Source organism: Brevibacillus aydinogluensis (assembly GCF_961514395.1).
Lineage (GTDB): Bacteria > Bacillota > Bacilli > Brevibacillales > Brevibacillaceae > Brevibacillus > Brevibacillus aydinogluensis.
The window spans coordinates 560,403-575,213 of the sequence record NZ_OY569118.1; the positions used below are offsets into that span (position 1 = coordinate 560,403).

Consider the following 14,811-nt stretch of genomic DNA (forward strand, 5'->3'; position numbering starts at 1 on the left):
TCCTCTCTCCATACTACACGCTTTCAATGAAAATTGGGTGAAAAAATGGTTTCGGCATCGATCAGGAAGGCGTTTTCCTTTTCACCGTTTTTTCACCGTTGCTCCCTATAATGAGCGGGTAAGACTTGTCAGATACGTCTAGGGGGAATGCTGCGTGAGTGAGTATGCCAAGAGAAATCTGGCACTGTTCTTGCCCGGCAAAAACAGGCGACGGGTCGTGACGATCGGCTTGGTCGCTGTCCTGTTGGGCGGGGCGGGAACCTTTGCCTACCAGAAATGGGCGTCTTCGCAAAGCCCCGCCTCCGTGATGCTCGTGGAGACCGTCAAGCGGGGAAATGTAACGGAAACGGTCTTTGCATCGGGAACCGTGCAGGCCTCCAAGCGTGTTTCGCTGTCTGCTTCCAGCGGCAATGCAGTCATCAAATCGATCCGTGTGAACGTCGGCGACCGTGTCAAGGCCGGGCAAGTGCTGGCCGAGCTGGACGATTCGGAAGCCCGATTGCAGGTAAAGAATGCGGAAGCCAATCTCCTGTCCGCCAAGGCCCATTTGGCTGAAGTGACAAAGCCCAAGACCGCGGCGGAAATCAACGCGCTGCAGGCGAAGGTGAACCAGGCGAAGGCCGCACTGGACGCGGCCCAAAGCGGTTACGACGCAAAAAAGGCCGATTACGACGTGGAAAAGGCCAAAGCCAATCTGGAGAACGCGCAACGGACCTACAACACGCAAAGCGCGCTGTACAATCAGGACATCATTTCCAAAAGCGAGTATGAGCAAGCAAAGAGCAGTCTGGATCAGGCGCAGCTGGAGTACAACAGCGCCGTGCTGGCCCGCAGCCAGACACAAGCGAAAGTCAAGAGCGAACTGGAACAGGCGCGGGCGACGTATGAAACGGCGGTGGCCGACCTGCAGGAAGCCAAAGCGGGGCCGGACTCCTCGGCTGTGCAGTCTGCACAAGCCGCAGTAGCACAGGCGGAGGCGCAGTGGCAGCAGCAGGTAAAAAACCTGCAGGACACAACCATCAAAGCGCCCATGGACGGGGTGATTGTGCAGATAAACGGAAATGTGGGGGAAAGCCCGTCCAATCCGTTCATCATCATGGATAATTCGGACGCCGGCAATCTGGAGGTGCTGGCGCACGTCAGCGAAAGCGACATCGGCAAAGTGAAGGCGGGGCTGTCGGCCAGCTTTACCACCTCATCGTATGCCGATCAAACCTTTGCCGGAAAGGTGAAGCTGGTATATCCGGAAGCGACGACCGATTCGGGGGTCACCACGTATCAGGTGCTCCTGTCCGTCGACAACAAGGACGGCCTGCTGAAAACCGGCATGACCGTCAACGCGAGCATCGTAGTGGGAACGCACGAAAATGTGCTGTACGTCCCTGCAGCTGCCCTGAAAACCCAGAACGGGAAAGATGGTGTGTACCTCGCATCGGCCAAGGGTGAGGCCGGCGCTGCACAAACAGGAGGCGCAGCAGCAGGCCGGAACGCTGCCCGCTTCCGCTTCCAGCCGGTCACGATCGGTTACTTCAGCTCTGACCGGGTGGAAATCACGTCCGGTCTGCAGGAAGGGGATCAAGTGGTCCTGACCTTTGAGAACACTGCCGCCTCCGGCTCCAGCAGCAGGTCAAACGGCATGGGAGGCTTCCCGGGCTTTGGCGGGATGGGAGGCCCTGGCGGAGGACCCGGCGGAGGATTCGGCGGCGGCATGAGAGGGAATCGTTGAGATGAAACCGGTCATTCAGATGGAAGAGGTAAAGAAGACGTACGTTATCGGTGATCAGGAAATTCAAGCGCTGCGCGGGGTAAACCTGGTGATCGAGGAGGGGGATTTTGCGGCGATCATGGGTCCCTCCGGTTCCGGCAAATCGACGATGATGAATCTGATCGGCTGTCTGGACAAACCTACGTCGGGCGAACTGTACCTGGATGGTCACCCCGTGTCGCAGGCGGATGACGACGAGCTGGCCATCATTCGCAATCAAAAGATCGGCTTTGTGTTTCAACAATTTCATCTGCTCCCCCGTACCAGCGCGGTGGAAAATGTGGAACTGCCCTTGCTGTATGCGGGCGTTCCCGCGAAGGAACGGCGCGAACGAGCCGTGCAGGCGCTGGAAAGCGTGGGATTGGGCAACCGGCTGTACAACAAGCCGAACGAACTGTCAGGCGGGCAGCAGCAGCGGGTGTCGATTGCCCGGGCGCTGGTCAACAATCCCGTGCTGCTTTTGGCTGATGAACCGACAGGCGCGCTGGATACGAAAACGAGCATTGAGATCATGAGCATTTTTCAGCAGCTGCACGAGCAAGGCAAGACCATCGTGCTGGTTACACACGAACCCGACATTGCCGAACATGCCAAGCGGATCATTCGCTTTCGTGATGGACAGATCATCGCAAACGAAGCGGTTGCCCGGCAGAGACGGGCCAACCTTGAGGATGTGAAGGTATGAATTTCGCGGAAAGCCTGCGCGTCTCTTTGCGCAGTATCAAAACAAACCGATTGCGCTCGATGCTGACCATGCTCGGCATCGTGATCGGGGTTGCCGCCGTCATCGCGATGGTGGCCATCGGGGAAGGTGCTTCCGCCGACGTGGCGTCGCAAATCAACGCCTTGGGGAGCAATCTGCTCATCGTGACGCCCGGCCAGACTGCCCGGGGGCAAATCAACCTGGGTGCCGGTTCGTTAAACAGCCTGACGCTGGCAGACAGTGAAGCGCTCACGAAAAACAGTTCCATCGCAGCAGCTTCGCCCAGTGTGACGGGGCGGGCTCAGGTCGTCTGGCGAAACAAAAACTACGCCACCTCGCTTGAAGGCACCAATGAATCATATCCCCAGGTGCGGAACGTACAGGTGCAGCAGGGCCGGTTCTTTAACCGACTGGAAGTGCAGAGACAATCAAATGTAGCAGTAGTGGGTCCGGACGTGATCGCCAATTTGTTCGGCGACAGCAATGCCAGCCCGATCGGACAGACCATCCAGATCAACCGGATTCCGTTTGAAATCATCGGCATTTTGAAAAGTCAGGGCAGTACGGGAATGACCAACAATGACGACAAAGTGATCGTCCCGATTACAACAGCCATGAACCGGCTGACCGGAGGCAGGTTTGTGGGCAGCATTTACGTGTCGGCCGTCTCTGCGGAGGCGCTGCCTCAGGCGCAGTTTGACATTCAGCTGACGCTGAGAGCCCAGCACAACCTGCGGCCAAGCCAGGAAAACGACTTTCAAATCCGGTCGCAATCGGAAATTCTCAGTACGGCTGAAGAGGTGACCGGTGTAATGACCGCCCTGTTATCCGGCATTGCCGCCATTTCGCTGGTGGTCGGGGGAATCGGGATCATGAACATCATGCTGGTTTCGGTGACGGAGCGCACGCGTGAGATCGGCATCCGCAAAGCGCGCGGAGCAAAACGCTGGGACATTCAACGGCAGTTTTTGATCGAATCCGTGACCATCAGTTTGCTGGGGGGAATCATCGGCATTCTTTTGGGTGTCGGCGCTGCTATCGGCTTGCGGCAGTTTGCCGGCATTGCCACATCAGTCAGTGTGACGCCGATGCTGTACGCGTTCCTCTCTTCCGTGCTTGTCGGCGTGATCTTCGGGGTCTACCCGGCCCGCAAAGCCGCGCGGTTGAAACCGATTGACGCATTGCGTTACGAGTAGCGCGCAGCGGGTATCATCCCCCATCGAACAACCGAAAGCCACTCCTATGTATTGGAGTGGCTCAGACTGAAGACAAACCGATTGTACCGCAGGAGAAGCACGTTTCCAGGCAGAGCGATTTGTGAGCCCTACCGAGCGGAGTGGCGATTTGCGGGAAAAAGGAGCGCCACCTCTGAACGGGCTGCGTAGCCATGCGGCTTTGGCGATCCCCCGCAAATCGATGCGGAGCGTACAGTTTGTGCTTCCCTGCTGGGCGAGCACGGAGCGGATGACGGAAACGTGTTCTCCTTGCAATAGTCACCTTGTCTACACACTGAAGCCACTCCTGTGTATTGGAGTGGCTTTCGTGTTAGATAAACGCCCAATTCGATATGGGCAGGCAACCAATCTGGGAAATCGGAATATTGTGCACTGTAGCAGCAATCAGAAAGATGGTGAAAGGGGAAAGGTTTCATTGAGCAGCACACCCGTTGAAAGCCAACATGGCTATATACCTTACGACGCAGCCGTGTACGATCCGCAGTGGTATTATTGGCCGCACCCGTATCAGGTCATGTATTCGCCCTATCTGTCTTACGTGCCGGTTGTCTACCAGGCGCCGTTCTATGACGAATATCTGGACTACGTTGATTATGTTGACCCGTACGCAGGCTACTACGACGTGTACGACGCGTACGGTGACAGCTTTTGACGATGGCCGTTCCTAAATTTCCAGGTCAATTCTTGAATGGAGGTATCACAATTGGACGATTTCAAAAAGGAAATGAGAAACTTGGAAGCGGATGAATTTCATGCGAGCGAAATGGTTCCCTATGAAAATCCGGAATACGAATACGCTCAATTCAACTGCGGGCGATGTGGGGGACGCTGCCGCAACTGTTTTGCCCCGCGCTGCCGCAACTGCTTCTTCCCACGCTGCGCCAATTGCTTTTTCCCGCGCTGCTTCAACTGCTTTGTCCCACGCTGCCACAACTGCTTCTTCCCGCGGTGCGGACGGTGCTGGGGATAGCCCGAATATCGTTTTTATTATTATTGGAAAAAGAGCCGAATCCCTTCACTTGCAAGGGGTTCGGCTTCTTTTTCGGTTGGAAGCGACGGGTTCGGTTGGAAGTGACGGGCCTGTCAGGATTCGTGTCAAGGAAGCGGGCTGTCTAAAGAAGCCCTCCCCACAAAGTAGGCAAGAAGGACAAATAGCGGTACATATGATGAACACGAAATGTCATTGTGGGATGGATGCGCATAGTCAGCACGGCGAACGGGAGGGACCATGGGGATGACAGGTTTGAAGCCTTCGATGCGTCTGAAAGTGAAGGGAGATACGTTTTTTCTTCCCGATCCATCCGGCGGAGTACATGTTCGGAACAACGTCGGCTCGCTTTACATGGAAGGCAGGACGATCCTGCAGTGGATGGAAAAACTGATGCCGGTGTTGAATGGCGAGCATACGCTGGAGGAGTTGACGGACGGACTGCCGGCCCCGCACCGGAACCGGGTGTATGAGATTGCAGAGGTGCTGTACAAAAACGGTTTTGTCCGTGATGTAAGCCGGGATCGGCCGCATCAACTGCCGGAAGGGATACGCAAACGATATGCGGAGCAAATCGAATTTTTGGACAGTTTCGTGGGCTCGGGTGCCTACCGCTTTCAGACGTATCGTCAGACCAGGGTGGCTGCGGCGGGCGCCGGCACGTTTTTGCTCTCGCTGGCAGCGGCATTGTTGGAGTCGGGACTGCCCAGGCTGCACGTACTGATCACGGATGAGGCGGTCACCAATCGGCAGCGGTTGGCGGAACTGGCGGAACATGCACGAAAAGAAGACCCTGAGGTATCACTGGAGGCCATTTCGCTGCAAAAAGGGGGAGTCTTCTCCTGGCGGGAGTTTGTCCAGCCGTTTGATGCGATCCTGTACGTGTCAGAAAAGGGGGATGTCGAGGAACTGCGTCTTCTTCAAGACATTTGCAGGCAGGAAAAAAAGGTGTTCCTCCCGGCTTTGTGCATCTATGAGACAGGGATGGCCGGTCCGCTGGTGCATCCTGACAGTGCGGGATGTTGGGAGTCGGCGTGGCGTCGCCTGCACCTGTCGTCAGTGCGCAAAGACCCGAAGCAGCACGCCTTTTCCTCCACCGCGGCAGCCATGCTGGCGAATGTCATGGTGTTCGAATGGTTCAAAACGGCGGCAGGCGTATTCCGGCCAGAGCCGCAATTCTTTCTGTTGGACCTGGAGACGTTGGAAGGAAGCTGGCATTCGTTCCTGCCCCATCCGTTGGTGACGGGCTGTAAACCAATCGAGTGGATCAACGTTTCCGATCTGCCGCTTGAACGGGATGCCGGCAGGCGGGATACGGACGGATTGACTCCGGTTTTCAGCCGGCTCACATCGCCGGTAACCGGCATTTTGCACGTGTGGGAACCATTGGATACCCGGCAGATTCCATTGGCACAGTGCGTGGTTCAGGCTGTCGATCCGCTGGCGGAGGGGCCGGATCGCCTGCAGCCGGCAGTGGTTTGTACAGGGTTGACGCATGATGAGGCGCGGCGGGAAGCGGGGCTTGCGGGGATCGAGGCGTACGTGACGAAATTGGCTGATCGACTGTTGTCGGCGCTCTCCGCCGAGCAGGAGGCCGACAAGATCACGCTCCAACCGGATGAATGTATCGGCATTGGGGCAGGTGAAACAGCAGCAGAAGGCGTAAGCCGGGGACTGCGGAAGTGTTTGACCGAGGCCTTGAGGAGACGATACGCAAGCGAGCAGCCGCGCATCTCTTTGCTGCGGGTGGAAACGGTCGCAGACGAGCCCTGCCGTTATTACTTGCAGGCGTTGACCACGATGCAGGAGGCGCCGCTGATCGGCTTGGGAGAGGACGTCTGCGGGTTCCCCGTGGTGTGGGTCGGCTTGAATGGCCGGTGGTATGGCAGCGTGGGGTTCCACGTGGCGTCAGCTCTGCGGCAGTCGCTGCAGCAGGCGCTGCAAAAGGCGCAGAACCAGGCGGCGCACTCCGGGATGCAGGCGGTGGAGGTTCCCGACGTGCTGCTGGCAGACAAGACGCCGCAAAGCCTGAGCATCCCGGCGTGTGAAGCGGACGATCATGTCATGGTTGTGCAGTCCGCTTTGCAGGTGCTGCGACGAAATAACAAGCGGCTGCTGGTCTGTGATCTGGCGCTGGAGCCGTTTTTGCGCGAAGGATTGGCAGGGGTGTTTGGCGTGCTGGTGCGAGAGGAGGAGTCCCGGTGAGTGCTGGTGTGGTTGTTGTTGGAGAAGGGCTGTTGGCCGACTTCGTGAGCAGGGCATTGTCCTCTCAATACCGGATTGTTCGTCATGCCGACGTAAAAACCAGCCTGCCGGAATCGGCGGACCTCGTGCTGGTTTTGCACGATACCTGGGAGCCTGCTGTCCATAAGCAGGCTGAGGCGCTGTTTCAACCGGCCGGCATTCCCTGGCTGCGGGGATTTGCCGCATGCGGCGAAGCTGTAATTGGACCGCTGGTGCGCCCGGGGAAGCCGGGTTGCTCCCAGTGTGCGGACCTGCGGCGGATCGTGGCGAGAATAGATCGCAGCCAGATGTGGGAATGGAAACAGGCGCTGGCGGAGCAGGGAGGGATGCCGCGGGACCCGTGGGCGTCGCGGACCGGGATGCTGCAGACAGCTCACCTGCTCATCGCCGAAGCCGAACGGGTGCTGCAGGGCGGGCAGGCCCACCTGGAAGAACACGTCTGTCTGGTCAACCTGAAAACGCTGGAGAGCTCGCGTCACTTTTTTCTGCCCGACCCGCTGTGCCCGGTTTGCGGTGAACTGCCCGACGATTCACCGATGGCGGCGCAGATTTCGCTCGCACCCCGCCCCAAGCTGAGTGCCGACAGGTACCGCTGCTGTTCGCTGGATGAGCTGAAAGACGTTCTGAGCAGGGACTACCTGGATTCCCGGACGGGATTGCTCAACGGAAAACGGAACAACTACGAGGCGCCGTTTGCCGTTGTCAGCGTCAATCTGCCGCTGTTTGTGGGGGACGAATCGACGGCGGGGCGGACGCATTCCTTCGCGGAAAGCGAGTTGTTGGCGATTTTGGAGGGATTGGAGCGGTACTGCGGTTTGGAACCGCGCGGCAAACGGACGGTCGTGTACGACAGCTACCGCAACCTTGCCGATCAAGCGCTCAACCCGCTCACGGTAGGGGTGCACGCCAAGGATCAATACGCACGTCCTGATTTTCCGTACCGACCGTTTGACCCTGACCGCCCGATCAAATGGGTGTGGGGCTACTCCTGCATGCAGGAGCGTCCGATTCTGGTTCCGGAGCTGTTGGCCTATTACAGCTTGAATTACGGGGACGGCTTCGTCTATGAGACGTCCAACGGATGCGCCTTGGGGGGAAGTCTGGAGGAAGCAATCTTCTACGGCATTTTGGAAGTGGTGGAGCGCGATTCGTTCCTGATGACCTGGTACGCCCAGCTGCCGCTTCCGCGCCTTGACCCCGATTCCCTCGACGATACGGAACTGCAATTGATGATCGAGCGTGCGAAGACGGTGGGAGGCTACGACCTGCATTTTTACAACGCGACGATGGAGAACGGCATACCAAGCGTGTGGGTGCTGGCCAAAAACAGAAAACAAACAGGAGTGAATCTCATCTGTGCGGCCGGAGCTCATCCGGACCCGGTCCGGGCGGTGAAAGGGGCGGTCCACGAACTGGCTGACATGATGGGTACAATTGACGGCAAATTTGCGGCGTTTCGGGAGAAGTATGAGCGAATGATGGACGATCCGTTTCTGGTGCAGGAGATGGAAGACCACTCCATGCTGTACGGGTTGCCGCAAGCGGAGAAGCGCCTGGCTTTTCTGCTGAATGAAGACCGCCCGCTGCACACGTTTGACGAATCATTTCCGCAGCAGAAGAAGTCGGCCGACCTGACCGATGACTTGAAGGATATGCTCCAGGCATTTCGGCGTGTAAACCTCGATGTCATCGTGGTGGACCAGACCACACCGGAGATGCGGCGAAACAGCCTGTACTGCGTAAAAGTGCTGATTCCGGGGATGCTGCCGATGACGTTCGGGTATCACCTGACCCGCCTGGAAGGGTTGGACCGGGTGCTGCGTGTCCCCATGGAGCTGGGATATGTCAGGCAGCCGTTGACACCAGATCAGCTCAATCCCCATCCGCATCCGTTTCCATAATCCCGGACGGGAGGAAGTCTTATGCGTCTGGATTCATTTTTGCACCACCTGCACGGTAACATTGACAGGCTTGAGCCGCCGGACTGGGAGGTGGATTGGAGCGACGCGCCTCTCGGGTATAAACTTTACCGCGGCCTGACTGTCGTCCCGCTTTCGGCGGAAGTGCCGCTGACGCTGATAGGACGGGAGGTGACCGGAACGCCTGCGCTGTCCGACATCGGCCATTTTCTCTGGTATGTGTACGGGCTGACCAAGGTCAGCCAATGGGACTATCCCGGGGATGGAATGGGATGCGAAGGCGGCGTGATGCATGCGTTCCGGCGCTTTGTTCCTTCCGGCGGGGCACTGTATCCCAACGAATTGTACCTGTATTTGCGAATCATGGAACTGCCGACAGGGGTCTATCATTACGATGCTGCACATCACCGCCTGGTGCTGCTGCGGGAAGGCAATTTTGACTCCTATGTCGCCAGGGCTCTCGGCAATCGCTGTGACGTGTCGGCGTGCTTCGGCACGGTGTTTGTCTCGACGGTGTTTTGGAAAAATTTTTTTAAATACCATAACTTTTCCTACCGGCTGCAGGGGTTGGATGCCGGAGTGCTGATCGGGCAGATGCTGGAGGTGGCGAAACGATTTGGCTTTTCGGCCGGAGTGTACTTCCAGTTTCTTGACAGGGCCATTAACCATTTGCTCGGCCTGTCCGAACAGGACGAGAGCGTATATGCGGTCATTCCGCTGTCAGTGGAACCGGGGATGACCTGGTTTTCTGACAGGGGGAGTGACGAGGTGATCACGGCCAGTGAATTGTGCCGGGAGTTGATGCCTGTTGCGCATGAGCACTACGTCCGATCGCAGCGGGTCCGCCCGTATCCGATGCTGGTCAGGATGAACGAAGCCTCCCTGCTGGAATCGACACGGGCGTTTGTGCAGATAGAGGGTGAGAGGCAGGAGTCCGTAAAGGGGCGGGCGGTGTTCCTGCCCGAGGCAGAGCGGTTGGTCTATGACCTGGCAGCAGCGTGCAGAGGGCGGCATTCGCCGGGGATCGACTTCGTGCTGGGCCGGGTAAGCCAGGAGCAGCTGGCCGCAATGCTGCGGGAGGCAATTGCTTCCTTCGCCTACCGAAATGATTTGGACGGCAGCAGCGCGAATCCTCACCCTCGCATCTCGCTCTATCTCTGTCTGCATCGTGTGGAAGGAATCCCGGACGGTGCCTACAGCTATGACAGCGGTGCACATGCCTTGCAGCTGGAACGTCCCGGCGATCATCGGCTGTCGCTCCAACAGGCCATGACGCTGGACAACGTCAATCTGCTGCAAACCCCGCTATGCCTGCATCTGGCGGGGGAGCGGGATCACCTCAAAACGGCACTGGGCTACAGGGGATACCGCATTCAACAGATGGAAGCGGGCATGCTCGTGCAGCATGTGCTGTTGGCGGCAACAGCCCTCGGAATGGCGGGGCATCCGCTGCTTGGATACGATGCGGATGTGTGCGACGGGATTTATGGCATCGCCTCACGCGGCCAAACCTGCCTGATCCAGCTCCCGGTAGGTCCCTGCCGCCCTGCCGCCCGTCTGGAGGGGAGCTTGCACGGCTAGCTGCACCGATGACGGCATTCCGCGAACAAAGACACCTGTGACCGGGTGTTTCAGACTGAAGACAAACGGTTCATTGAATAAGCGTCCATAAGAAAATGATTTCCAGGCCGGAAGGCCTGCATATTGATCAACCGAAGGTGGAGATAAAGTTCGGGCATGGAGTGATGGGCCAAGCGAGCTCCTTTGACGACCGACTCAGCATAAAAACGAAGACGCGGGGATCAACAGGGGACACAAGTCTCACTTCATCGAAACACCCAGATGTTTGTCCCCTGCCCGCGTCTCGTTTTGGAGCGGACTTCATCCGCTTCTGTGCTGGGCGTCAAGCGAGCGAGCGGGCCCGATCTCCCATGCGCCGCGACCTTTGTCTACACGCTGAGACACCTGTGACCGGGTGTCTTTTTTCATGGGAAAACGTGATATGAAATATTGGGACATACAACCCATTGATACGGCGCTTTTTTCCAAAAACGCTGTTGACAGATACCCGGAACGTGTTAGAATAGTACCTGCCATGAGAATGATAATTAATATCATTGTTGGTGGCAGTGGCTTTTATCCGCGAGAAAACATCCCGAGTCGATCAGGGAAGAGTAAGGAAGCGACATGAAAAAGAGATATCTGTTTACTGCGCTTATCGCACTATCGGTTACATCCATTTTCATCGGCGTCAAGGACATCTCCCCGCTGGATCTGTTCGGCCTTCGTGAAGACCAGGCGCAGATCTTGTTGGTCAGCAGACTGCCTCGACTGATCAGCATTATCATGGCGGGCGCGAGTATGAGCATCTGCGGATTGATCATGCAGCAGCTCAGCCGCAACAAGTTTGTCTCCCCGACGACGGCGGGAACGCTGGACTCGGCCAGGCTGGGTGTGTTGGTATCCTTGCTGCTCTTTACGAGCGCAAGTCCTCTGCAAAAGATGATTGTTGCGTTTGCATTTGCGCTAATCGGAACATTCGTGTTTATGAAAATTCTTGATCGAATCAAGATGAAAGACTCCATTTTTATCCCGCTTGTGGGGCTGATGTTTGGCAACATCATTACGTCCATTTCTACCTTTTTTGCGTACAAATACGACCTGATTCAAAACATATCGTCTTGGCTCCAAGGGGATTTCTCAATGATTATGAAAGGCAGATATGAACTGCTGTACATAAGCATTCCGCTGCTCATCCTCGCGTACCTGTACGCCAACAAGTTTACCGTGGCAGGGATGGGAGAGGAATTTTCCAAAAACCTGGGGCTGAACTACAAGCAAGTGGTGAATGTCGGGTTAATCATCGTCGCTCTGGTGACGTCGTCCGTGGTATTGACGGTGGGAACGATTCCGTTCCTGGGGTTGATTATCCCAAACATCGTCAGCCTCTACATGGGCGATCATCTGAAGAAAAGCCTTGCTCACACGGCTTTGCTGGGTGCAGTCTTCGTCCTGTTTTGCGACATACTCGGCCGGATCATTATTTATCCGTACGAGATTTCCATCAGTCTTACCGTTGGGGTCATCGGAAGCGGCATTTTTGCGTACTTGTTGATGAGGAGACAGGCACATGGGGGATAAAGCAAAAGTCGGCGCTCTGGCCGCGGTTTGTGTGATACTGGTCGGCGTATTTCTCTTTATTAAACTCGGCGGCAATTGGGACTACGTCCTGCCGAAACGGCTGGGAAAGGTTCTGGCGATTCTTTTGACGGGCGGCGCCATAGCCCTGGCGACGACCGTGTTTCAGACCATTACGAACAACCGAATCCTGACCCCCAGCATTTTGGGTTTGGATTCGCTGTACATGCTCATCCAGACGGTCATCATTTTTCTGTTTGGCTCGAAGACCCTGACGATGATGAATCACAATGTAAACTTTCTCCTTTCCGTAGGGGTCATGATTCTGTTCTCGGGCGTGCTGTACCACGTGCTGTTTAAGCGGGAGAATCAACACATCTACTACTTGCTGTTGATCGGGTTGATCTTCGGCACCATGTTCCAGAGCATGACCACGTTCATGCAGGTGCTCATTGATCCCAATGAGTTTCTCGTCGTCCAGGACAGGATGTTCGCCAGCTATGCCAACGTCAATACGAAGATCCTCGTCCTCGCCTGTATCGCTGTCGTGCTCGTGCTGTTCTATTTTGCGCGGTTTGTCAAATACCTGGATGTCCTGTCCCTGGGAAGAGAGCAGGCGATTAACCTGGGCGTCGAGTACGATTACGTGGTCAAACGGCTGCTCATCGTCGTCGCGGTGCTGATCTCCGTCTCCACCGCACTGGTGGGACCGATCACGTTCCTGGGGCTGCTCGTGGTCAACGTGACCTATGAGTTCTTGAAGACCTATCGTCACAAATACCTGCTGGTGGGTTCGGCACTTATCAGCATCATCGCCTTGGTCGGGGGTCAATTGGTTGTGGAGCGGGTCTTTTCTTTTTCCACGCCATTGAGTGTGATTATCAATTTCGTTGGCGGCGTCTATTTTCTATATCTGCTGGTAAGGGAGAATAAGGCATGGTAGATGTGAGAAACGTCTCGAAACGGTACGGTTCGAAAAACGTGGTGGAAAATGTATCGGTCACCATCGAAAAAGGGAAGATCACGTCGTTTATCGGCCCGAACGGGGCAGGCAAGAGCACGCTGCTGTCCATGATCAGCCGGCTGATTTCCAAGGATCAGGGAGAGATATACATCGACGGCCAGGAAATTGGTCAGTGGAAAAGCGGCGAACTGGCCAAGAAAATCTCAATCCTCAAGCAGTCCAATCACATCAGTCTGCGGTTGACGATACGGGAACTGGTCTCCTTTGGACGCTTTCCCTATTCGCAGGGCAGACTTTCCGAGGAGGATTGGCGCTATGTTGATGAAGCCATCCGCTATATGGAACTGGAGGAGATCCAGCACAAATACCTGGACCAATTGAGCGGCGGGCAGCGGCAGCGGGCCTATATCGCCATGGTCATCGCCCAGAACACGGAATACATTCTCCTCGACGAGCCGCTCAACAACCTGGATATGAAGCATTCCGTCCAGATCATGAAGACCCTGAGGAAAATGGTGGACGAACTGGGCAAGACCATCGTGATCGTCATTCATGACATCAACTTTGCTTCGTGCTATTCCGACTATATCGTCGCGCTCAAGGACGGCAAAGTCATCAAGGAAGGCAGCACGAACCAGATTATTCAGCCTGACGTCTTGCGCAGCATCTATGACATGGATATTCAGATCAAGGAGATCGATCAAAACAAGATCTGTGTCTATTACGCATGAGTTACATCCCTAACGGTTTCAATTATTTGATGGTTTGACCGACGCGGACAAAGGGTCCCCGCCTGCACATCTCCGGTGATACACATCCGCAGGGCCTGCGCCCGTGAAGTCCAGCCATCAAATTATTGAATATACACAAACAATCATAGAGGTGAGCAGAGTGACCAAGAAACTGTCTGTAATTCTCATGTCGTTACTGGCAGCCGTCCTTGTGGCTGCATGCGGATCGAACAACTCTGGTCAGCCAGCGGGGGCAGGATCGGGCGCGGCACAAAGCGCAGAACTGACGATCAAGCACGAGCTGGGCGAAACAACCGTCAAGAAAAATCCTCAGAAAGTGGTTGTCTTCGACTACGGTACGTTGGATTCGCTGGACAAACTGGGCATTGAGGTGGCGGCTCTCCCCAAAACCAATCTTCCGCCGTACCTTTCCAAATACAACGATGAGAAGTACGTCAATGCGGGCAGCCTGAAAGAACCGGACTTCGAAAAAATTAGCGAAGTGCAGCCCGATCTGATTATCATTTCCGCCCGCCAAGCCAACCTGTATGAAGAGTTTAAAAAGATTGCCCCGACCATCTACCTGGGGATCGACACGAAGCGGTACATGGAGTCTTTTGCAGAGAATGCCAAGACGATTGGAAACATCTTTGACAAACAGGCTGTTGTGGAAGAAGAACTGAAAAAACTGGATGAATCCGTCAAGAAGCTGCATGAAAAAGCAGCGGCCAGCAACAAGAATGCGCTGATCATCCTGGCCAACGACGGAAAAGTAAGTGCCTACGGACCGGGTTCCCGTTTCGGCTTGATTCACGACGAGTTTGGCTTCAGGCCGGTGGACACGAACATCGAGGACTCTACGCACGGGCAAAGCATTTCCTTTGAATACATCGTGGAGAAAAATCCCGATTACCTCTTTGTGGTGGACAGAGGGGCGGCCGTAGGCGGCCAGTCTTCGGCGAAACAAGTGGTCGAAAACGAACTGGTCAAAAACACGAAAGCCTATAAAGAAGGAAATGTGGTCTATCTCGACCCGAACTACTGGTACCTGTCCGGCGGCGGACTGATTTCTGTCGCGGAGATGGTGAAAGAGGTAGAAGCCGGTCTGAAATAGTCGTTGCGGG

12 protein-coding genes are annotated in these 14,811 nt (G+C 55.9%); all 12 read left to right on the forward strand.

Annotation, left to right across the window (positions count from 1 at the left end; genetic code table 11):
• Positions 1–154 precede the first annotated feature (154 nt).
• The 12 genes from Q7F15_RS02755 (at position 155) to Q7F15_RS02810 (ending at position 14,801) form a co-directional block, all read left to right on the forward strand.
• The gene (locus tag Q7F15_RS02755; RefSeq protein ID WP_304415068.1) at positions 155–1,726 is read left to right on the forward strand and encodes an efflux RND transporter periplasmic adaptor subunit; all 1,572 of its coding nucleotides are present in this window, start codon (positions 155–157) and stop codon (positions 1,724–1,726) included.
• A 1-nt stretch (position 1,727) separates the two neighbouring features.
• Positions 1,728–2,450: an ABC transporter ATP-binding protein gene (locus Q7F15_RS02760; protein WP_171566299.1), complete on the forward strand. Its 723-nt coding sequence runs from the start codon at positions 1,728–1,730 to the stop codon at positions 2,448–2,450.
• Complete coding sequence (locus Q7F15_RS02765; RefSeq protein ID WP_304415069.1) at positions 2,447–3,664, forward strand: ABC transporter permease; 1,218 nt, start codon at positions 2,447–2,449, stop codon at positions 3,662–3,664. Before Q7F15_RS02760 ends, Q7F15_RS02765 begins: the two co-directional genes overlap by 4 nt.
• A gap of 454 nt (positions 3,665–4,118) precedes the next feature.
• Positions 4,119–4,355, forward strand: coding sequence for a hypothetical protein (locus Q7F15_RS02770; protein ID WP_171566297.1), 237 nt, complete (start codon positions 4,119–4,121; stop codon positions 4,353–4,355).
• A 111-nt stretch (positions 4,356–4,466) separates the two neighbouring features.
• Complete coding sequence (locus Q7F15_RS02775; RefSeq protein ID WP_230077848.1) at positions 4,467–4,673, forward strand: hypothetical protein; 207 nt, start codon at positions 4,467–4,469, stop codon at positions 4,671–4,673.
• Positions 4,674–4,937: 264 nt separating this feature from the next.
• Complete coding sequence (locus Q7F15_RS02780; protein ID WP_304415070.1) at positions 4,938–6,896, forward strand: putative thiazole-containing bacteriocin maturation protein; 1,959 nt, start codon at positions 4,938–4,940, stop codon at positions 6,894–6,896.
• Positions 6,893–8,836: a TOMM precursor leader peptide-binding protein gene (locus Q7F15_RS02785; protein WP_304415071.1), complete on the forward strand. Its 1,944-nt coding sequence runs from the start codon at positions 6,893–6,895 to the stop codon at positions 8,834–8,836. The genes Q7F15_RS02780 and Q7F15_RS02785 overlap by 4 nt, the downstream gene beginning before the upstream one ends.
• 21 nt (positions 8,837–8,857) lie before the next feature.
• Complete coding sequence (locus Q7F15_RS02790; protein ID WP_304415072.1) at positions 8,858–10,435, forward strand: SagB family peptide dehydrogenase; 1,578 nt, start codon at positions 8,858–8,860, stop codon at positions 10,433–10,435.
• Positions 10,436–11,041: 606 nt separating this feature from the next.
• Positions 11,042–11,995: an ABC transporter permease gene (locus tag Q7F15_RS02795; protein ID WP_304415073.1), complete on the forward strand. Its 954-nt coding sequence runs from the start codon at positions 11,042–11,044 to the stop codon at positions 11,993–11,995.
• Positions 11,985–12,935, forward strand: a complete 951-nt coding sequence (locus tag Q7F15_RS02800; protein WP_304415074.1) for an iron chelate uptake ABC transporter family permease subunit — start codon at positions 11,985–11,987, stop codon at positions 12,933–12,935. The genes Q7F15_RS02795 and Q7F15_RS02800 overlap by 11 nt, the downstream gene beginning before the upstream one ends.
• Positions 12,929–13,687: an iron ABC transporter ATP-binding protein gene (locus Q7F15_RS02805; protein WP_171566290.1), complete on the forward strand. Its 759-nt coding sequence runs from the start codon at positions 12,929–12,931 to the stop codon at positions 13,685–13,687. The genes Q7F15_RS02800 and Q7F15_RS02805 overlap by 7 nt, the downstream gene beginning before the upstream one ends.
• 187 nt (positions 13,688–13,874) lie before the next feature.
• Positions 13,875–14,801 carry a siderophore ABC transporter substrate-binding protein gene (locus Q7F15_RS02810; RefSeq protein WP_171566345.1) on the forward strand — a complete coding sequence of 309 codons (927 nt, stop codon included), beginning with the start codon at positions 13,875–13,877 and terminating at the stop codon, positions 14,799–14,801.
• The last annotated feature ends 10 nt before the right edge of the window (positions 14,802–14,811 follow it).